This is a genomic window from Rhizobium sp. C104 (assembly GCF_022354505.1).
In the GTDB taxonomy this organism is placed as follows: Bacteria; Pseudomonadota; Alphaproteobacteria; order Rhizobiales; family Rhizobiaceae; genus Rhizobium; species Rhizobium redzepovicii.
Genome location: NZ_CP092348.1, coordinates 4,344,284 through 4,364,834 on the forward strand (window position 1 = coordinate 4,344,284; position 20,551 = coordinate 4,364,834).

Consider the following 20,551-nt stretch of genomic DNA (forward strand, 5'->3'; position numbering starts at 1 on the left):
CGACTCTGTTTCTAAATGCATTGCAATCGTCAGGCGTGAAGCTCTTTCTGCCGGTTGGCATGATCCTCCACCCGCTCGCGCCTGTTGTGGCGAATGGAAGACCAGAGCGACAGACCGATCAGCGTCGCGCCGCCGAGCCCGGTGATAACCTCGGGGATGTGCACCAGGGTCTGCGCATACATGATTACCGAGAGGATCAGGATGGCGTAGAAGGCGCCGTGCTCGAGATAGCGGTATTCGGCAAGTGTCCCCTTCTCCACCAGCATGATCGTCATCGAGCGCACATACATGGCGCCGATACCGAGGCCGATCGCAATGACGAAGAGGTTCTGCGTCAATGCAAAGGCGCCGATGACGCCGTCGAAGGAGAAGCTGGCATCCAGCACCTCGAGGTAGATGAAGGCGCCGAGGCCGCCCTTGACGGCAGCACTCATCGTCTGTTGCGAGGCATCGAGCAGTTCACCCACCACCTCGACCGCCAGGAATGTGAGCAGCCCGTAGATGGCGCAATGGACAAAGACGCTCGCCTGCTCGCCGCCGATCAGCCAGGAGAAAACCAGCATCAGCGCCAGAACGAAAGCGATCTCGATGCCCCTGATGGTGGCTGAGCGCGCCATCACTTTTTCCAGGCCTCGGAACCAATGGATTTTCTTCTCGTGGTCGAAGAAGTAGCTGAGGCCGACCATCATCAGGAAGGTGCCGCCGAAGGCTGCGATCGGCAGATGCGCGTCATTCATGATGCGGGCATATTCTTCCGGCTCACGGGCCGCAAGCACAAGCGCATCCCAGGGGCCGATCCGTGCCGCGATCGCAACGATCGCCAGCGGAAAGACAATGCGCATGCCGAAGACGGCGATGATGATGCCCCAGGTGAGGAATCGCTTCTGCCAGGCCGGTGTCATCTCCTTCAGCTTGTTGGCGTTGACGATGGCATTGTCAAATGAGAGCGAGATCTCAAGGACCGCAAGCACGGTGCAGATGAAGAAGACGGTCGCCATGCCGCCGATCGTGCCTGTCGTCTGCCAGCCGAGCACGGCGCCGAGAAGTAGGCCGAGGGCAGTGACGATGAAGGCCCAGCGGAAATAGCTGAGCGAGGAGTGGTGGGTCGCGGGCTGGTTCATGGCCGCACCTCGCGGCCGCAAATCATGGTGGAGAGGGAGGAGCGCGGCATGCCACAACGGGCATGCGGATAAGGCATGGTGATCTTGTTCATCGATGAAAAATCCGCCGGCTAAGCTGCAGGCGGTACCGACATCACGAGAGCGCCGTAAAAACTCTCGCCAGAGGGGCCCGGCACCAAAATTACCCGCAGCCGATGTCTGGAAGGCTGGGGACAGGCCATAGGTAATCAACTTCGCGAGGCAGTCAAGGCCGGCGGCCGCACGGAGACGAAGTGTTTTTTGGAACCATCCCGGTGCCTGCTCGTTAGACACTGGTTGAGCTTAAAAAGGAGGCCGATGATGCACACTTCGACCCATGTTCCCGACAAACGCACGGAGGCGTCCGACCGCATGAAGCGGGCGAAGCCGAACCGCATGCAGAAGGCGCAGGTGCTGCCGCCGCATCATGTCGACCTGACTCTGACCCCGGGCGTCTACCACGACATTCACGTGCCAGCCCACGTTACCGGTGCGGATCTTTCCAAGGGTGGTCCCGACATCAAGGGTAATGCAGAAAGCAAGAAATAACCGGCATTGCGCAAGCCTGCTTGGCGCGGCTTACCGCAGAATTGAAACAGGGTGAGAAACAATATGACGATCAACTTTGTGCCCCGCGAGATTTTTATCAGGCACGAAAACGAATGGCAGGCCGTGCGCGAGGCGGCGGAAGAGCGCATTGATATCGGCAAACGCCAGAAGCCGCTTACCGCCTCCGGCGGCCCGGCGCCGGTTGGGACAAGCGATGCTCCGGCCGCACGCTCCGAATGACGAAACAGACAGGCGCAATGATATACGCCCGGCATATGCCGGGCGTTTCGTTTTCTACTGCTCTTTGTCCCGATCGGCGCGCCGGGCGGAATTGTAGCCGAATCGGTGTTCGAGCTTGCCGAAGGCGAAGAGCACGCAAATGGCAGCCAACGTCGTGAAGAAGGCGATCGGCCAATATCCGAAACCCATGGCAAGGCCGATCGCGCCGGAAAGCCACATGCCGGCCCCCGTCGTCAGCCCGTGCACCCGGCCCCTGGCAAAGACGATCATGCCGGCGGCAAGGAAGGCGACGCCGGCGGTCACGGCTTCGATGACGCGCAGCGGGTCGATCCGCACCTGCTCGTCATCGGCAAACCCCGGCATGTGCACCGCCTCGATCGAAATGATGGCGAAGAGGGCAGCGGCAAGACTGATCAGAATATGGGTGCGGAAGCCTGCCGGGCGGTCGCGTGCCTCACGCTCGAAGCCTATCAACCCGCCGAAGACGATGGCACCGAGCAGGCGGGCAAAGATGATGGGATAGTGGATACGCGACGCCGGTATCATGTCGGCGATGATCAGATCCATGGATTTTCCTACAACGGATGAATTTTTCGCTGGCTAACGTCTGAGCGCTAGATTTGTTCGGCTTTTTTCACTCATTCGCGTGGATTCCACGCAGCGCTTCTCCCAAGCCGGCTGGTATTCGCATGAAAGATCGGCGAACCCGGCATCGTCGTGCCGCGGCGCCAACCTTTCAGAAAGGATTGGGCGGCGATAATCCCGGCCTCACGGGATTCGGACAGATGGCCAAGACAGCGACACGCGGCCGCCGCAAGGCGCCGGCGAGAGGAAAGAGCAAAGCGCGCAGCAGCGGTGGCGGATTGCTGCCCTGGGCGGTGATCGGCATTGCCGCGATCGGCGGCATCGTCGCCCATGACCATTGGAGGAGCATCCAGCCGATGTTTGCCCGGCAATCGGCGCCGGTGGCGCGCGAAACGGCGGAGCGTAGACCTGCCGCCAGGAAGGACGTGCCGCCGAAGCAGGTGGCGCTTGCCACACCCACGCCGAAAGCCGTACCGCCGGCGCCGCAATCGCAGCTGCTGCCGCCGGCGACCATCCCGACGCCAGCCGTCCAGCCGGGCAAGGCGGTGCCGTCTCCACTTACCCCCGCCAATCCGGAAACCGGGACAATCGCTTTTGGTTATTGCGGGCAAGGCGCCCATATCAACTGCGTCGGCGATGGCGGCGTCTTCTGGTACAAGGGGGAGAAGATCGTGATCGCCGATATGGCAAGCCCGGTCGTCTACCAGGCGCGATGTGACGGCGAACGTAGGGTGGCCTTTGCCGCAAAGTCTCGGCTGCTGGCCCTTCTGAACGCCGGTCCCTTCACCATAAATGCTGCGGGCAAGGCTGAGCCATCCGGAGCGCCGCGTGTTGTCTCGCGCGACGGGCGCTCGTTCGGCGCGCAGCTGATCAATGAAGGGCTGGCGCGCAAGCCAGGCGCTGCCGGCGGTGCGTGGTGCGCCTGACGGCTAGAACATTTTCACACAATCCCGGACGCTAAACCGCTGCGCCCTTTTGCCGGGATTGCTCTACTTTCCCTTTTTCACCAGCTTGCCGCCGGTGCGGAAGCTGCCGGTAAACGAGGAATCCTTGCTTTCGGCCGTACATTCGATCGCAATCGGCTTGCCGGCATAGGGATTGCCGAAGGTGCAGAAGCCAGCGACCTTAACCTCCCCGGTCATCTTATTGCCGACGCCTGTGGTGACGAGGCTGAGCGGCAGGCGGGCATTGCCGTTGGAAGCGGGCTTGATGCCGCTGCCATCGCCCTGAAAGCCGAGCGCCTTGCCGTCCGACGTGAAGATGAAGGTCACCAGGCCATTGACCAGCGTGACGCTGGCGAGTTCGTTCTTGCAGCCCTTGGTGGCGTCGAACTTGGCGACGACAAGCTTGGCGCATTTGCCGGAGAGCGTGATGACGCCGGGCGCGCCTGGAAACGTCTCGGCAGGAGACGCTGGCGCTGCAGCGGCCGGCAAGGCGAGGGCGGCGGAAAAAATTGCGGCGGCAACAGGCGCGGATAATTTCATTTCGATCTCAAACCCCATGTGCTGGCGAGGCGAATCACCACCTCATCCTCGGTTCGGCCATGGCACGGCTCTGTGTCCGAAATTTGGTTCTGTTGTTCCCCGAGGCGGAAAGTTTCCATCGGCGGCCGGGCTGGCTCGGGAAGCGGTCACAAGGGTCGGCGATGGGTTGGGATGCGGAGCATCGACAACGAACAGATGCGGCATGGCGGTGGCAAGGCGCTGATAGAGCGCCTGCCGTCTTGGACACATTCTGGTCAAGGGGAATGGGCCTGAGGCAGGGAAGTCCAGGCCCATTCTTTCCCGATCGGAGGTCAGTCGGATCAGGAATTTGTAGCTGCCGGCACACAGCGCCGTAGCAAGTCGCCAGCAGCCCTTTTATTAGAACGCGCGCTGCAGGCGGAAGTAGCCCGAGGTTACGTCAGCAGCATTGTCCGGATCGAGGTACTGAACCGAGACCTTGGCTGCGAGGTTGTCGACGATCTGGTAGTCGATCGTTACGCCGGCCTTCCAGGCGCTGACGTCGTCGTTGAACTCGCCGGCAGTGACACCGTAGTTGTCGTAGTACTGAACAGCCGGGGTGATCTTCAGCTTGTCAGTCGCCTTGATGGCGTATTCGGCAGCGATTGCCCATTCAGCCTTGTTGTAATAGGCGTTCGGGTTCGTTGCGTAGACAACTGCGAGGCCGAGCGTGCCCGGGCCGACAGCAACCGTACCCATGGCCCGGATGGCGCCTTCTTCGTTGTCGGTGTCGTAACCGGCAGTGATCTGGTAGCTGAAGGCACCGGCCTTGCCGCCGAGACCGACGGCAACGCCGACGTTGTTTGCGGTTTCGCCGTTGTAGAACGGGCTGTCTTCCAGCTCGTCGACGCTGATGCCGGCGTAGAAGGCGTCGGTTTCGTACTGATAACGGATGGAGTTATGCAGCGTGACCGGCGAGCCGATGTCGTCGGTTTCGCCGGAGAGGCCGTCGTCCCACCAGCTGTAGAACAGACCAGCGCGGAAGCCGGCGATGTCGAGGTAAGCGGAGTCGAGCTGAGCCTTCTGGGCAGAGGCGTTGTCAGCATTGAACTGCATGACGATGACGCCGGTCAGCGGACCGTATTCGGTGTCGCTCTTGGCGGTGAACTGAACCTGGCCGCGCGTACGGGCGTCCCAATCCGAGTCGTTGGCGACAGAACCGCCGCCGCTGGCGCCGATCGAGCTGGCGTTCGGAGCGACGTCAACCTGGAAACGGATATAGCCGTTGATCTTGAGGCAGGTTTCGGTGCCCGGGATGTAGAAATAGCCGGTGCCGTAAGCGTCGCAGACGCGAACATATTCAACCGGTTCCGGCTCGGCAGCAACGATAGCGTCAGCAGCCTGGGCGCCGGATACTGCTGCGAGAGCAGCAGCGGAGCCGAGAAGAAGGCTCTTGATGTTCATGGAATAACCTCCAGTTCAGATGCAAGAGGATGAAGACCGTTGCCATCGGCAGTCCCTACGGATCTTCACCCCGTGTGAGCGAAGCGGCGCCTTTTGGCTTGGCGCCTGCCTCGCCGCGGAACTTACATAGGGGATGCTGCGCCGCAACAACGATATCAATCATGACAGCAGGCCGGCATGGTTATGTTGCTGAAATAACACGCGTTTTGTCACAAACTCGTCATCTGTCCGTCACAAACAACGAAGGGCTGAGGGCTCGTGAGTGGTATGCAATTGATGCTCGAATGAGCGCGTTCTCATATGCGAGCGCAGATAATCGCAATCTGCGTGAATCGGCTCAACCTGACCAGCGCGCTTTGTGCGGACGTGCGGATGTCGGGCTCAAAGTCTCACTGGCAGCGGACCAGCGATCGACGCTATGTCGCATGCGCCAGAAGCGACGAAGATCCGGCATCGGCAGTGGTAAAGAAGATAACCGGGAACAATTCACCAATCAGCGGTTTGGCGAAAACCCCTCGTGGGGCAAGGAGATCGGATGGTGGGCGTGACAGGGATTGAACCTGTGACCCCTACGATGTCAACGTAGTGCTCTCCCGCTGAGCTACACGCCCATCCGATGGCGGCGCATAGATCACAAAACCTTCGGAGCCGTCAATAGGCTTTTTTCAGTTTTGTGACACGCCACCCGGCAAGCCTTATGCGGCAAGCATTTTGTTGACCTCGTCGACGAGATCGCGCAGGTGGAAAGGCTTAGAAAGGACCTTGGCATCCTTCGGCGCCTTCGAATCAGGGTTCAGCGCCACGGCCGCAAAGCCGGTGATGAACATCACCTTCAGGTCGGGGTCGAGTTCGGTGGCGCGGCGCGCCAGCTCGATGCCGTCCATCTCGGGCATGACGATATCGGTCAGCAGCAGGGAAAACGGCTCCTCGCGCAGCCGGTCGTAGGCGCTGGCGCCATTGTCATAGGAAAGGACCTTGTAACCGGCCTTTTCGAGCGCTTTCACCAGGAAGCGGCGCATGTCGTTGTCGTCTTCTGCGAGAAGTATCTTCTGAGTCATCAATCCAGACCGCTGATCAATAAGTTTTGGTGGGCTGCCAAGCGTTTACACTAGTCTTGACCCGGTAAACAACCGGTGAATTGCCTGTGCGCGGCCGCATCCCTCCTACATAGTATGGACTTGGGGCCGGGCAACTGGCAACATGGGCACAGCAGCCAGTTCATGACATGGTAAAGAGGGCCGAAAGTGCCGGAGATACGCGAATACGAGCTTTTTGAGGTTCATGAGCCCGTGTCGCAGACCATTCCCTTCGTCTACAACTCCCCGCATAGCGGCCGTATTTATCCACCGGAATTTATCGCCCAGTCCAGGCTCGAGGGCATCGCCATCCGCCGTTCCGAGGATCATTATGTCGACGAGCTCTTCGGCTCGGCCGTGGCACTCGGCGCACCGCTTCTCGCCGCCAACTTTCCGCGCGCCTATCTCGACGTCAATCGCGAGCCCTACGAGCTCGACCCGCGGATGTTCGACGGGCTACTGCCGCCCTATGCCAATGTCAATTCGCTGCGGGTCGCCGGCGGGCTCGGCACCATTCCGCGTATCGTCGCCGAGAACATGGAGATCTATGCGCGGCGGCTGCCGGTGCAGGAGGGGCTCGACCGGGTCGAAGCGGTCTACAAGCCCTATCATGCGACGCTACGGCGGCTGATCGCGCGGACGCATGTGCAGTTCGGCTTCGGCGTGCTGATCGACTGCCACTCGATGCCCGGCAATGTGCGTGTCGCCGGCTATACCGCACGGCCCGATTTCATCATCGGCGATCGCTACGGCACCAGTGCATCGGCTGAACTTTCGCGCGCCGCCATCGCCATCCTCGAGGAAATGGGTTTCGCGGCAATCCGCAACAAGCCCTATGCCGGCGGCTTCATCACCGAACATTACGGCCGGCCCTCGCGCGGGCTGCATGCGCTGCAGATCGAAGTGAACCGGGCGATCTATGTCGACGAGGTGACGCTGGAAAAACGCGCTGACTTCGCCGCGGTGGCCGAGGCGGTCACGGGTTTCATGCAGCAGATGGCGGATTATGTCGAGAAATTCGCCGGCGATCGGGCGCTGGCCGCCGAATAGCTCAGTCGATTTCACCGACATTATCCGGCCGGTCTTCGCCGCCAAAAAAACCGCGCTTGTAAGCGCGGCTAAGTCTAGGGAGGAAACACCCAAGGAGGGTATTTACAGTCATAAGACTGTACGAAGGAGACTACTATTGCGTTGCACAAATGTCAAGCAATATATTGCGCTGCGATATCTTTGGGCAGTTCGGCCGAACGGCTCCCGTTTGCATTCCCGCTGCTTTTCGCTATGAAAGCACCACGCCCGCCAGCAAACGGATCGACCATGCTTCCTGACCGCTCGTTCTTCAACCGTCTGGCGGAGGCCGCCAAGGCCGAGACGCTGCCGCGTTTCCGCTCGGGCCTCGACGTCACCAACAAGCTTTCCTCCGGATTCGATCCGGTGACGGAGGGTGACCGGGCGGCCGAACTTGCCATCCGGGCCCTGATCGAAGAGAGTTTTCCCGACCATGGCATTCTCGGCGAGGAGCACGGTAATATCGGGCTCGACCGCGACTATGTCTGGGTGATCGATCCGATCGACGGCACGCGCGCCTTCATATCAGGCCTGCCGGTGTGGGGGACGCTGATCGGTCTGCAGAAAGAGGGCCGAGCGATCATGGGCATGATCGAACAGCCCTTTACCGGCGAGCGTTATTTCGCCGATCAGAATGGTTCGATCTATAGCGGGCCGGAGGGCGAACGGCGGCTGACGACGCGCCAGTGCGAGACGCTTTCGAACGCCATCCTGTTCACCACCTCGCCGCATCTCTTCGCCGGCACGGAGATGGAAAAATACCGGGAGATCGAGGGCCAGGTGCGGCTCTTCCGCTATGGATGCGACTGCTATGCCTATGCGCTGCTTGCCGCCGGCCATATCGATCTCGTCATCGAAAACAGTCTGAAGCCCTATGACGTCGGCGGTATCATTCCGGTCATCGAAGGGGCGGGCGGCATCATCACCACCTGGGACGGCGGGCGGCCTGAGAACGGCGGCTCGATCATCGCCGCCGGCAGCCGGGCCGTCTACGAGCAGGCGATCGCCATCCTGCAGCGTTGATCCGGATCCGCAGGGCTAAACCCATTCATGTGCCGAGGGCGGCGACATCCTGGTTTTCCTCGGCGTCACTGCCGGGAATGAAGGCGTGGAAGGCGGCAAGGGCGGCCGCGCGGTAGGTATCCCGTTCCTGGAGAATCTCGTGGCGGGCGCCGTTGATCGGGATCAGCTGGCCGGCGCGGAAATAACGCGAGAGCCGCTCCTGCGCTGTGTAGGGCACGACACCGTCACGCGTCGGAGCGATGACGATGGTCGGGATGGTGATGGAGAAGAGATGGTAGGGCGAGGTGACCCGGTCCATCGTGCGGAAAGCCTCGGTCAGCCAGCGGGCCGTCGGCGGCCCGAGCGTCAGCTCGGGATGCGCCTTCATCATCGCGACATTGCGCTCAAAGCGGGTTTCGTCCGAGGTCAGCGGGTTGTCGCGGAAATCCGGTTCCTTCAGCTTCGAGGTCAGCGGCAAGGAACCAAGACCGATTGCCGTCAACGCGCCGGCCAGGGCGCGGATGACGCGGGGCGAGGCCGACTGGCCGGTCAGGCCGATAAAGGGCGCCGACAGCACCATGCGATCGATACGGGTGTTGAGATAGGGCGCGGCCGAGAGCGCGATCAACCCGCCTGTGGAATGAGCGAGCAGGTAGAAGGGCAGGCGGGTATCCGGCAGCACCACCTTTTCGAGGAAGGTGTCGAGATCACGTTCGTAATCGCCGAAGCGGCGGATGTGGCCGTGGTTGCGCCGCTTCAGGAGCCGTCCAGAACCGCCCTGGCCGCGCATATCGAAGGTGGCGACCCAGAGACCTTTGGCCGTCAGGTCGCGGATCGTCTCGAAATATTTCTCAATATATTCGTTGCGGCCGTGCAGGATGACGACCGTGCCCTTGGCGACCTGGGCGCCGGAGCGAAAAACGGCATAACGCAGCCGGTGGCCGTCATGGGTTTCGAAGAACCCTTCCGTGCGGTTTTCCGGGGCGGGATTGTCGGGCGTCGAATAGAGAACCTGATCCATGACTTTGCCAATGCGCCGCTGCTGAGTGCTTCGCATCAGGGATAACGCATGGCACCCGGCTTGGAAAGCGGCGGCGTCCGCAAGTCTGCAAAGCGCGAAAAGGGCCGGCAGGAGCATGAGGGTGCTCACAGCCGGCCGAGTTTGAGGCTGAAGAAGAAGGGACGATGCACTTCAGCCATCGGGACCAGATTCACCCGACGCTGCGATCTCTAGGCGCCGGCGCCTGAATGCGCTCCGAACCGGCCGTTCATGCGGGGTTCACGGGCCGGCCGGGCAATTTCGGGAGGGTCTTGAACTCGTCAAATCCCATCACCATCTCCTTTTTGCGGGTGCCGAAGAGGGCCCGCGCAACCGTCCCGAGACCGCCAAAGATGGGGTTTCAGGGGCATTTTATCGCAACACGTCGCTTCCACAGGAGGACATCATGCGTCACGTAGACTTCTCTCCGCTCTATCGCTCGACCGTCGGTTTCGACCGGCTCTTCACCATGCTCGACAGCCTCGCCCAGCCGGAGCAGGCCCAGACCTATCCGCCCTATAATATCGAGCGCACCGGTGAAAACACCTATCGGATCACCATGGCGGTTGCCGGTTTCGACGAGACCGAACTTTCGATCGAAGCCCACGCCCATGTGCTGTCCGTGAAGGGTGAAAAGGCCGAGGAACCTGCCGAAAATGGCGAATTCCTCTATCGCGGCATCGCCAAGCGCGCCTTCGAGCGCCGCTTCCAGCTTGCCGACCATGTCGAGGTGACTGCCGCTTCGCTGAAGAACGGCCTGCTGCATATCGACCTTCTGCGCAACATTCCCGAGGCCATGAAGCCCCGCAAGATTGCGATTGCCGCAGAGCCGGTCGAGGCTCCGAAGGCCATCGAAGCGCAAGTCATCAACGGCTAATCACATCCGTTAAGAAAAAAACGGCGCTCCGATCGGGGCGCCGTTTTTTATTGCGGCAATAGGTTCAGGCCGGACTGGCGGCTTCGTCTATTTCCTTTTCCGTTGCGCGGCGGGCCGCGGCGGCGGCGTATTTCTGGGCGATGAGGGCGCAGACCATCAGTTGGATCTGATGGAAGAGCATCAGTGGCAGCACGATCGCGCCGATCGACTGGCCTGAAAAGATGACGTTTGCCATCGGCACACCGCTTGCAAGGCTCTTCTTCGAGCCGCAGAAGGTGATGGTGATCTCGTCGGCCTTGTTGAAGCCGAGCCGGCGGCTGCTGAACATTGTCAGCACCAGCACGATTCCGAGGAGAACCATATCGGCGATAATGACGACGGCGATGTCGGTGATCGAGAAGGTGTGCCACAGGCCCTCCACCACCGCCGTCGAGAAGGCGAGATAGACCACCATCAGGATCGAGCCGCGGTCGACGGGCATCAAAATCTTCTTCTTGGCGCGAATCCAGTCGCCGATCCAGGGCTGCAGGATTTGACCGACGATGAAGGGGGCAAGCAGCTGCAACAGGATCTGCTGCAATGCGTCGAAGGAAAAGCCGCCATGGCCGCCGACGGAAAAGAGCAGGCCGACCAGCAGCGGCGTCAGGAACATGCCGAAAATGTTGGAGGCCGAGGCGGAGCAGATGGCAGCAGGCACATTGCCGCCGGCCATCGAGGTGAAGGCGATCGACGACTGCACCGTCGACGGCAGCACGCAGAGGAAGAGAATGCCGAGGTAGAGCGGCTGCGGCAGGATCGTGTCGGGGATGAAGCCGAGGCCGAGACCAAGCAAGGGGAAGATGCCGAAGGTGGTCAGCAGGATGACGAGATGCAGGCGCCAGTGCAACAGGCCTGCTATGACGACATCACGCGAAAGGCGGGCGCCGTGCAGAAAGAACAGGGCGGCGATGGCAAGATCGGTGGCGATGCCGAAATAACCTGCGAATGTGCCGCTCGCCGGAAATAGCGAGGCGAGAATGACGGTGCAGACCAGCAGGGTCGTAAACGTATCAGGCAAAAAGCGGCGCATGGCGGTCTCGCGGCGTGACAGATAGTCATTGTTTTGTCGTCCATTATGATCCACGATGCAAGAAATAACAGTTATCAAGAAGCTGGATCATGCTGGACCTTTCGCAACTGCGCAGTTTCGTCGCCGTCGAACAGATGAGCAGCTTCACGCTGGCTGCGGAAAGGCTCGGTCTCGGCCAGTCTACGGTCAGCCAGCACATCCAGCGCCTGGAGGCGGCACTCGGCCGCAAGCTCCTGGCACGTGACACGCATAAGGTCATTTTAACAGGCGATGGCGAGGCACTGCTGTCGCATGCGCGCAGCATGCTTTCGATCGAAGGGCAGGTGCAGTCGCTGTTTCGGGGCAACAGCCTGCGCGGCCGCCTGCGGCTCGGCGTGTCGGAGGATTTCGTCACCAGCCAGCTGCCGGCCGTGCTGGAGGATTTCGTTCGGTCGCATCCCTCCGTCGATCTGGAACTGACGGTGGCGCTATCCGGCGTCCTCTACGAGATGCAGGACAATGGCGAAATCGATCTGGTGCTCGCCAAGCGCCGGCTCGGCGATGCCCGTGGAAAACTGGTCTATCGCGAACCGCTCGTCTGGCTGGCGCGCGATCCTGAACGTGTGCTGGCCTCCGGCCCTTTGCCGCTGATCGCCTTTCCGCCGCCGAGCGTCACACGGGCGATCGCGCTGGAAGCGCTGGCGCGAAACGGCGTGGCGTGGCGGATCGTCTGCACCTGTGGGAGCCTCAGCGGGCTGACGGCGGCGGCGCGGGCCGGGATGGGCGTGCTGGTGCAGCCGCGCAGCATGGCGCCTTCGGGGCTGAAAGAGATCGCTGCGGCAAAGCTTCCGCTGCTGGAGGGCGTGGAATTCGTGCTGGTGCCGCGCAAGGGGGCGGATCAGGCGCTGGTCGCCGCCCTTTCGGACGATATTCTGCAGAAAGTGAGAGGGCTGAGGTCGGCGTGAGCCACTGCGTCGCCGAAAGGCCTGCGGCAGGCAGGCTCGGAGGCGGTCAGGCGGCCAGGCACTTCAGAAAGCCATCCACGTCCGCTTCCGTCGTCGCGAAGCTGGTGACGAGGCGGATCAGGGTTTCGTTCTCGGAAACCAGTTCGGGCGTTGCCGCCGGGACCGGCCACTCGTAGAATTTTGCGCCCTTTTCCTCGGCGGTTTTTGCCGCATGTTTGCTGACGACGGCGAAGACTTCGTTGGAAGCGGTCGGCCAGGCAAGGCGGGCGGCGTTGCTGGCGCCGATACCGGCGCGCAGGCGGCTGGCCATGCCGTTCGAATGACGGGCGAGATCAAGCCAGAGGCCGTTTTCGAAATAGGCATCGAACTGGGCGGCGATGAAACGCGACTTGGAAAAGAGCTGGGCGGCGCGCTTGCGGATGAAGGGCATTTCCCGGGCGCGATCCGGATCGAAGAAGACGATCGCTTCCGCACACCAGCAGCCATTCTTGGTGCCGCCGAAGGACAGCATGTCGACGCCGCGCTTCCAGGTCATTTCGGCCGGCGTCGCGCCAAGGGCGATCAGCGCGTTGGCAAAACGGGCGCCGTCCATGTGGAGCGGCAGGTTACGTTTCCTTGCTATGGCGGCGATCTCGCCGATCTCGGGAAGGGAATAGACGGTGCCGATCTCGGTTGCCTGGGTGATGGTCACGGCGCTGGCGCGTCCTTGACGGAGGGCGTCCTCCGGAAAGTGTGCGATTTTTGCGGAAAGCTTGGCCGGATCGATCTTGCCGGCCTCGCCGTCGACGGCGGCGAGGCGGGCGGAGCCGGAGAAAAATTCCGGCGCGCCGCATTCATCCTCGATCACATGCGCCTCCGAATGGCAGAAGGTGATACCGCCGGGGCGCTGGACGCTTGCCAGCGACAGTGAGTTGGCGGCGGTGCCGGTGGCGACGAAGAATACCGAAACCTCGCGCTCGAAGACTTCGGAGAAACGAGCCTCGACCTTCTTGTCGAGATCGCCGGCGCCATAGGCGGCGGCAAAACCGGCCGATTCCGCCAGCAGACGTTCGGCAATGGATCTATGGGCGCCGGCCCAGTTATCGGAAGCAAAGAACATGAGGGGAACCGATGCAAAGGAAGGGTTTGACAGGGCCGAGGCGGAGATTACGCCAAAGCTTCACAGGATCAAGGCTGTTGCCCATGACACATCACAGAAATTGAACTACGCAATCAATAAACAAAATGATCATCTTTTTCGTAATTTTATTTCGCGGTGGCGACCGATCCGGTAATCTTCCGTCGCAAAATGACGTTTTTTGAGGACGCGCTCTTGCGGACCCGAATGCTTTCTGGCATAGAGCAGATGAATTAGGACAGTGTTGCTGTCCTATTTTGGCCCGAACGGCCGAAGAGGCGCCGAAAGCCCTGGAACGGACGGCTTTTCACGCTATAGTTCTTCCGAGCGTCAAGCCTCAAGGGCGTTGCGCGGAGGGCGAATGGCAGGCGCGGAACGCGACGGTTTGCTTTCCTTGATAAGCAGATGTCTGCGGCCGATCTTCACCATGCAACAGCGCTGTCATGCGCCGGACCTATTTTGGTTGCGGCACAGGACGAAAAGCCGCCCGCGGCTCCGCGGGCTTCGACAGGAGGAAAGATGATGACGAAGACGCCATCCATGGAATTTGACCGGTTCGCTGCTGCCAATGTGCGCGCCACGGCCAATATGTCCAAATCCGCCTCCGGCCTGCCGAAGAAACAAGGTCTTTACGACCCGCGCAACGAACATGATGCCTGCGGCGTCGGCTTCGTCGCCCATATGAAGGGCCAGAAGTCGCACCAGATCGTCAAGGACGGCTTGTTCATCCTCGAGAACCTGACGCATCGCGGCGCCGTCGGGGCCGATCCGCTGATGGGCGACGGCGCCGGCATCCTGGTGCAGATCCCCGACCGGTTCTTCCGCGAGGAAATGGCCGCGCAGGGCATCACCCTGCCGCCGGCCGGCGAATATGGCGTCGGCCACATCTTCATGCCGCGCGATGAAAAGCAGATCGAGCACTTCAAGAAGGTGATCAAGGATGTCGTCACCGAGGAAGGCCAGGTCCTTATCGGCTTTCGTGACGTGCCGGTCGACAATTCCTCGCTGTCCAAGGCGCCGGCGATTGCCGCCACCGAGCCGCATCACGTGCAGGTCTTCATCGGCGCCGGCGAGGATGCCGAAAACAACGACGAGTTCGAGCGTCGGCTGTTCACCCTGCGCAAGGTGATCTCCAATCGCATCTATGACGAGTTCGACGGCGAAGAGAGCAATTTCTATCCGGTGTCGCTGTCGTCGGGGACGGTGGTCTACAAGGGCATGTTCCTGGCCTATCAGGTCGGCGCCTATTACAAGGATCTGACGGACCCGCGTTTCGAAAGCGCGGTCGCCCTGGTGCACCAGCGTTTCTCGACCAACACCTTCCCGTCGTGGAAGCTCGCGCATCCCTACCGCATGGTCGCCCACAACGGCGAAATCAACACGCTGCGCGGCAACGTCAACTGGATGGCGGCGCGCCAGGCCTCGGTCTCCTCGCCGCTATTCGGCGAGGATATCTCCAAGCTCTGGCCGATCTCCTATGAAGGACAGTCCGACACGGCCTGTTTCGACAATGCGCTCGAATTCCTCGTGCGCGGCGGTTATTCGATGGCGCATGCCGTGATGATGCTGATCCCGGAGGCCTGGGCCGGCAATCAGTCGATGGCTCCAGAACGCAAGGCCTTCTACGAATATCACGCCGCGCTGATGGAGCCCTGGGACGGACCGGCTGCCGTTGCCTTCACCGACGGCAAGCAGATCGGCGCGACGCTCGACCGCAACGGCCTGCGGCCGGCGCGCTACCTCGTCACCGATGACGACCGTGTCATCATGGCGTCGGAAGCCGGGGTCTTGCCGGTTCCGGAGGAGAAGATCATCCAGAAGTGGCGTCTGCAGCCCGGCAAGATGCTGCTGATCGATATGGAAGAAGGCCGCATCATCTCCGACGACGAGGTGAAGTCGAAGCTTGCGACGGCGCATCCCTATCGCAGCTGGCTCGGCCGCACCCAGCTGATCCTCGAAGAACTGAAGCCGGTGGAGCCGCGGGCGCTGCGCCGCGACGTGTCGCTGCTCGACCGTCAGCAGGCCTTCGGCTACACGCTCGAAGATACCCGCATCCTGATGTCGCCAATGGCGACGACGGGCCAGGAGGCGATCGGCTCGATGGGCACGGACACGCCGATCTCGGCGATGTCGGAAAAGCCGAAGCTGCTCTACACCTATTTCAAGCAGAACTTCGCGCAGGTGACGAACCCGCCGATCGACCCGATCCGCGAGGAACTGGTCATGAGCCTCGTCTCCTTCATCGGCCCGCGGCCGAATATTCTCGACCACGAAGGCATGGCGAACGCCAAGCGGCTCGAAGTGCGTCAGCCGATTCTGACCAATGGCGACCTCGAAAAGATTCGCTCGATCGGCCATACCGAGGACCGTTTCGACACCAAGACGCTCGATTTCACCTATGACATCGAGCGCGGCGCGGCGGGCATGCCTGAGATGCTCGACCGGCTCTGCGAGCGCGCGGAAGCGGCCGTCAAGGGCGGCTACAACATCATCGTGCTCTCCGACCGCCAGATCGGGCCAGATCGGATTGCCATTCCGGCGCTGCTGGCAACGGCGGCCGTGCACCATCACCTGATCCGAAAGGGGCTTCGCACCTCGGTCGGTCTCGTCGTCGAGACCGGCGAACCGCGTGAAGTGCATCATTTCTGCCTGCTCGCCGGCTACGGCGCCGAAGCGATCAACCCCTATCTTGCCTTCGACACGCTGCTCGATATGCATGCCAAGGGTGAGTTCCCGAAGGAAGTGGATGCTTCCGAGGTCGTCTACCGCTACATCAAGGCGGTCGGCAAAGGCATCCTCAAGGTCATGTCGAAGATGGGCATTTCGACCTATCAGTCCTATTGCGGCGCGCAAATCTTCGATGCGATCGGCCTGTCGTCGGAACTTGTCGACAAGTATTTCTTCGGCACCGCGACGATGATCGAAGGCATCGGCCTTGAGGCGATCGCCGAAGAGACCGTCGCGCGCCATAACGCAGCCTTCGGCACCGATCCGCTGCTGGCGACGACGCTCGATATCGGCGGCGAATACGCCTACCGCATGCGCGGCGAAAGCCATGCCTGGACGCCGGATGCGGTTGCCGCCCTGCAGCATGCCGTGCGCGGCAATGCCGAGGACCGCTACCGCGAATTCTCCGAGATGGTCAACGATTCGGCGCTGCGGATGAACACGATCCGCGGGCTATTCAACATCAAGAGCGCCGAGGCGCTCGGCCGCAAGCCGGTGTCGATCGACGAGGTCGAGCCGGCGGCCGATATCGTCAAGCGCTTCTCGACCGGGGCGATGTCCTTCGGCTCGATCTCCCGCGAGGCGCATACGACGCTGGCGATTGCCATGAACCGGATCGGCGGCAAGTCGAACACCGGCGAGGGCGGCGAGGAATCCGACCGCTACATGCCGCTCTCCGATGGTTCGAGCAACCCGGAACGATCGGCAATCAAGCAGATCGCGTCGGGCCGCTTCGGCGTCACGACCGAATACCTGGTCAACGCCGACGTGCTGCAGATCAAGGTGGCGCAGGGCGCCAAGCCCGGCGAAGGCGGCCAGCTGCCCGGTCACAAGGTCGATGCGACGGTCGCCAAGACCCGTCACTCGACGCCGGGCGTCGGCCTGATCTCGCCGCCGCCGCACCACGATATCTATTCGATCGAGGATCTGGCGCAGCTGATCTACGATCTGAAGAACGTCAACCCGACCTCCGATGTCTCGGTCAAGCTGGTCTCCGAAGTCGGCGTCGGCACGGTTGCCGCCGGCGTCGCCAAGGCGCGCGCAGACCATATTACGGTCGCCGGCTTCGACGGCGGCACGGGTGCGTCGCCGCTGACCTCGCTCAAGCATGCCGGCAGCCCCTGGGAGATCGGCCTTGCCGAAACCCAGCAGACGCTGGTGCTGAACGGCCTGCGGTCGCGTATTGCACTGCAGGTGGACGGCGGCCTGAAGACCGGCCGCGATGTCATCATCGGGGCGCTGCTCGGCGCCGACGAATTCGGCTTCGCCACCGCGCCGCTGATCGCCGCCGGCTGCATCATGATGCGCAAGTGCCATCTCAACACCTGTCCGGTCGGCGTGGCGACCCAGGATCCGGTGCTGCGCAAGCGCTTCAAGGGCACGCCGGAGCATGTCATCAACTACTTCTTCTTCGTTGCCAACGAAGTGCGCGAAATTCTCGCCTCGCTCGGGGTCACCCGGCTCGACGAGATCATCGGTGCCTCGAGAGCTGCTGGAGAAGGACGAGATGCTGGCGCATTGGAAGGCCAAGGGGCTAGACTTCAGCCGCATCTTCCACAAGGTCGATGCCGCCAAGGAAGAGACTTTCTGGACGAGCCGGCAGCAGCACCCGATCGACGATATTCTCGACCGCGCGCTGATTGCGCAGGCTGAGCCGGCGCTGACCGACAAGACGCCCGTCGCCTTCGAGGTCGGCATCAAGAACGTCGACCGTTCGGCAGGTGCGATGCTGTCCGGCGAGGTCGCCAAGCGTTACCGCCATCGCGGGCTGAAGGAAGACACGATCAATGTGACGCTGCGCGGCACGGCGGGTCAGAGCTTCGGCGCCTTCCTGGCGCGCGGCATCACCTTCAACCTGATCGGCGATGGCAACGACTATGTCGGCAAGGGGCTTTCGGGCGGCAAGATCATCATCCGGCCGCCGGAAAATTCGCGGATCGTCGCCGAGAACTCGATCATCGTCGGCAACACCGTGCTTTACGGCGCGACCGAGGGCGAATGCTACTTCCGCGGCGTGGCGGGCGAACGGTTCGCCGTCCGCAACTCGGGAGCGATCGCCATTGTCGAAGGTGTCGGCGACCATGGCTGCGAATACATGACCGGCGGCGTCGTCGTTGTGCTCGGCGCGACCGGCCGCAACTTCGCAGCCGGCATGTCCGGCGGTGTCGCCTATGTGCTCGACGAAACCGGCGATTTCGCCAGCCGCTGCAATATGGCGATGGTCGAACTCGAGCCGGTGCCGGAGGAGGACGACATGCTGGAGAAGCTGCATCATCACGGCGGCGATCTCATGCACAAGGGACGCGTCGACGTCTCGGGCGACATGACCCGCCATGACGAGGAGCGCCTTTACCAGCTGATCTCCAACCATCTGCACTATACGGGCTCCACCCGCGCCAAGCAGATCCTCGACAGCTGGGCCGACTACCGCCCGAAGTTCCGTAAGGTCATGCCGGTCGAATACCGTCGTGCGCTCGAGGAAATGGAGCGCAGCCGGATGGGCATCGCTGCCGAGTGAATTGCACCGGGATATTCGCCACGTGCTGATTGCAGGTGGCGAATATCGGAAACGTCTCGATGATCCGTGACGATCACGCCGATGGCCGATGGCCGTCGAGATCGCCCGGAAGTTTCAGGGGATATGTTCCAATGACGGTCAAGAGAAGCAACCCGCCCGGAATGCCGGGACTGACGACAGACAATTGGCCGCGGATGAGGCGGTCATGAGGGTAAGGGACGAAGATATGGGTAAGGTAACAGGGTTTCTGGAAATCGACCGGCAAGTGGCGAAGTACCAGCCGGCGTCGGATCGTATCCGCCATTTCCGTGAGTTCACGATCCCGATGTCGGACCCGGAAGTGCAGAAACAGGCCGCGCGCTGCATGGACTGTGGCATCCCCTATTGTCACGGCCCGACGGGCTGCCCTGTGCACAACCAGATCCCCGACTGGAACGACCTTGTCTACAACAACAACTGGGAAGCGGCGATCCAGAACCTGCATTCGACCAACAACTTCCCGGAGTTCACCGGCCGCGTCTGCCCGGCGCCCTGCGAGGAAGCCTGCACTTTGAACCTCGAAGATGCGCCTGTTGCCATCAAGACGGTCGAACAGGCGATCGCCGACAAGGCCTATGAGCTCGGCTTCATCCGGCCGCAGCCGGCCACGGTTCATACCGGCAAGAAGGTTGCGGTGATCGGCTCCGGCCCCGCCGGCATGGCGGCTGCCCAGCAACTCGGCCGCGCCGGCCACGAGGTGCATGTCTATGAGCGCGAGACCAAGCCGGGCGGCCTGCTGCGCTATGGCATTCCCGACTTCAAGATGGAGAAGAACTTCATCGACCGCCGCGTCGAGCAGATGAAGGGCGAGGGGGTCACCTTCCATTGCGGCGCCAATGTCGGCGTCGACGTCATGGTCGAGCAACTGCTCGCCGATCACGACGCCGTCCTTTATTGCGGCGGCTCCGAGACACCGCGCGAAGCGGGCATTCCGGGCACGGATCTTGCCGGTGTGCATGATGCCATGCCCTATCTGGTGCAGCAGAACCGCCGTGTCGGGCGCGAGAACATCGACAGCGTCGGCTGGCCGTCGGACCCGATCCTTGCAGGCGCCAAACATATCGTCGTCGTCGGCGGTGGCGACACGGCTTCGGACTGCGTCGGCACGGCGTTTCGCCAGGGCGCCGTCAAGGTCACCCAGCTCGACATCCGGCCGCAGCCGCCTGAGAAGGAAGACAAGCTCGCCGTCTGGCCCTTCTGGGCGACGAAGATGCGCACCTCTTCCTCGCAAGCCGAAGGCGCCGTGCGCGAGTTCCAAGTGGCAACACTCGAATTCGTCGGCGAAGACGGCGTGCTGACCGGGGTCAAGTGTTGCGAGGTCGACGAGCGCCGGCGGCCGGTTCCGGGCACGGAATTCATCATCCGCGCCGATCTGGCCTTCATCGCCATCGGTTTCCGCGGCCCGTTCACAACAAGCGTGCTGAAGGAACTCGCAGGAAAGCTGACGCTCAACACCGACAAACGCGGCTCGACCAATGTCGTCGCCAACGACCGCGACTACAAGACGTCGGTCGACAAGTTCTGGACGGCGGGCGACGTGCGCCGCGGCCAGTCGCTGGTGGTCTGGGCAATCCGCGAAGGCCGCCAGGCGGCGCGGGCCATCGACGAGGCCTTGATGGGCTCAACTGTTCTGCCGAACTGACTGCAGGCCGCATA

The 20,551-nt window shown here is 61.9% G+C and carries 17 protein-coding genes, 1 tRNA gene and 1 pseudogene; 10 read left to right on the top strand and 9 right to left on the bottom strand.

The annotated features are described in order from the left end of the window. Window positions 1-29: 29 nt before the first annotated feature. The gene (locus MF410_RS22420) at window positions 30-1,121 is read right to left on the bottom strand and encodes a DUF475 domain-containing protein (RefSeq protein ID WP_239620072.1); all 1,092 of its coding nucleotides are present in this window, start codon (window positions 1,119-1,121) and stop codon (window positions 30-32) included. 336 nt (window positions 1,122-1,457) lie between these two features. On the opposite strand from MF410_RS22420, the gene MF410_RS22425 reads away from it, so the two are divergent. Both MF410_RS22425 and MF410_RS22430 read left to right on the top strand, forming a co-directional pair. Next, on the top strand, window positions 1,458-1,688 hold the full coding sequence (locus MF410_RS22425; protein WP_097628743.1) for a hypothetical protein: 231 nt from the start codon (window positions 1,458-1,460) through the stop codon (window positions 1,686-1,688). 63 nt (window positions 1,689-1,751) lie between these two features. Continuing rightward, the gene (locus tag MF410_RS22430) at window positions 1,752-1,928 is read left to right on the top strand and encodes a hypothetical protein (RefSeq protein ID WP_165503904.1); all 177 of its coding nucleotides are present in this window, start codon (window positions 1,752-1,754) and stop codon (window positions 1,926-1,928) included. Window positions 1,929-1,982: 54 nt separating this feature from the next. On the opposite strand, the gene MF410_RS22435 is transcribed toward MF410_RS22430, so the two are convergent. After that, window positions 1,983-2,495 carry an MgtC/SapB family protein gene (locus MF410_RS22435; RefSeq protein WP_097628744.1) on the bottom strand — a complete coding sequence of 171 codons (513 nt, stop codon included), beginning with the start codon at window positions 2,493-2,495 and terminating at the stop codon, window positions 1,983-1,985. A 218-nt stretch (window positions 2,496-2,713) separates the two neighbouring features. Here MF410_RS22435 and MF410_RS22440 point away from each other — a divergent pair, with 218 nt between their 5' ends. Continuing rightward, entirely contained in the window at window positions 2,714-3,439 is a 726-nt protein-coding gene (locus tag MF410_RS22440; RefSeq protein WP_097628797.1) for a hypothetical protein, read from the top strand. A 63-nt stretch (window positions 3,440-3,502) separates the two neighbouring features. On the opposite strand, the gene MF410_RS22445 is transcribed toward MF410_RS22440, so the two are convergent. Beyond that, window positions 3,503-4,015 (bottom strand): hypothetical protein, encoded by a 513-nt coding sequence (locus MF410_RS22445; protein ID WP_097628745.1) that lies wholly within the window; start codon window positions 4,013-4,015, stop codon window positions 3,503-3,505. 360 nt (window positions 4,016-4,375) lie between these two features. After that, complete coding sequence (locus tag MF410_RS22450) at window positions 4,376-5,419, bottom strand: porin (protein WP_097628746.1); 1,044 nt, start codon at window positions 5,417-5,419, stop codon at window positions 4,376-4,378. 161 nt (window positions 5,420-5,580) lie between these two features. On the opposite strand from MF410_RS22450, the gene MF410_RS22455 reads away from it, so the two are divergent. Further along, window positions 5,581-5,967 (top strand): hypothetical protein, encoded by a 387-nt coding sequence (locus MF410_RS22455; RefSeq protein ID WP_131711052.1) that lies wholly within the window; start codon window positions 5,581-5,583, stop codon window positions 5,965-5,967. Here MF410_RS22455 and MF410_RS22460 read toward each other — a convergent pair. Together MF410_RS22460 and cpdR1 are read right to left on the bottom strand one after the other, a co-directional pair. After that, window positions 5,956-6,030, bottom strand: a tRNA-Val gene (locus MF410_RS22460). The genes MF410_RS22455 and MF410_RS22460 overlap by 12 nt on opposite strands. Window positions 6,031-6,114: 84 nt before the next feature. After that, entirely contained in the window at window positions 6,115-6,477 is a 363-nt protein-coding gene (cpdR1, locus tag MF410_RS22465; protein ID WP_003542883.1) for a response regulator CpdR1, read from the bottom strand. A 186-nt stretch (window positions 6,478-6,663) separates the two neighbouring features. Between cpdR1 and MF410_RS22470 the strand changes: the two genes are divergently transcribed. Beyond that, a complete protein-coding gene (locus MF410_RS22470; RefSeq protein ID WP_003585818.1) occupies window positions 6,664-7,545 on the top strand; it encodes an N-formylglutamate amidohydrolase in 882 nt (293 codons plus the stop codon). A 267-nt stretch (window positions 7,546-7,812) separates the two neighbouring features. After that, window positions 7,813-8,586 carry a histidinol-phosphatase gene (gene hisN / locus MF410_RS22475; RefSeq protein WP_097628747.1) on the top strand — a complete coding sequence of 258 codons (774 nt, stop codon included), beginning with the start codon at window positions 7,813-7,815 and terminating at the stop codon, window positions 8,584-8,586. A 25-nt stretch (window positions 8,587-8,611) separates the two neighbouring features. Here hisN and MF410_RS22480 read toward each other — a convergent pair whose 3' ends face one another. After that, window positions 8,612-9,586: an alpha/beta hydrolase gene (locus tag MF410_RS22480; protein ID WP_097628798.1), complete on the bottom strand. Its 975-nt coding sequence runs from the start codon at window positions 9,584-9,586 to the stop codon at window positions 8,612-8,614. Between the two features lie 424 nt (window positions 9,587-10,010). On the opposite strand from MF410_RS22480, the gene MF410_RS22485 reads away from it, so the two are divergent. Next, window positions 10,011-10,481 carry an Hsp20 family protein gene (locus tag MF410_RS22485; RefSeq protein ID WP_037073833.1) on the top strand — a complete coding sequence of 157 codons (471 nt, stop codon included), beginning with the start codon at window positions 10,011-10,013 and terminating at the stop codon, window positions 10,479-10,481. Window positions 10,482-10,545: 64 nt separating this feature from the next. Here the strand turns inward: MF410_RS22485 and MF410_RS22490 are convergent, their stop codons facing one another. After that, window positions 10,546-11,550, bottom strand: coding sequence for a bile acid:sodium symporter family protein (locus MF410_RS22490; protein ID WP_131711051.1), 1,005 nt, complete (start codon window positions 11,548-11,550; stop codon window positions 10,546-10,548). Between the two features lie 89 nt (window positions 11,551-11,639). Between MF410_RS22490 and MF410_RS22495 the strand changes: the two genes are divergently transcribed. After that, window positions 11,640-12,494, top strand: coding sequence for a LysR substrate-binding domain-containing protein (locus MF410_RS22495; RefSeq protein WP_097628749.1), 855 nt, complete (start codon window positions 11,640-11,642; stop codon window positions 12,492-12,494). 46 nt (window positions 12,495-12,540) lie between these two features. Here the strand turns inward: MF410_RS22495 and MF410_RS22500 are convergent, their stop codons facing one another. Then, a complete protein-coding gene (locus MF410_RS22500; RefSeq protein ID WP_003585809.1) occupies window positions 12,541-13,593 on the bottom strand; it encodes a low specificity L-threonine aldolase in 1,053 nt (350 codons plus the stop codon). A gap of 537 nt (window positions 13,594-14,130) precedes the next feature. Between MF410_RS22500 and gltB the strand changes: the two are divergent. Further along, window positions 14,131-18,856: pseudogene (gene gltB / locus MF410_RS22505) on the top strand (glutamate synthase large subunit). A gap of 226 nt (window positions 18,857-19,082) precedes the next feature. Next, on the top strand, window positions 19,083-20,537 hold the full coding sequence (locus MF410_RS22510; RefSeq protein WP_097628750.1) for a glutamate synthase subunit beta: 1,455 nt from the start codon (window positions 19,083-19,085) through the stop codon (window positions 20,535-20,537). Window positions 20,538-20,551 lie beyond the last annotated feature (14 nt).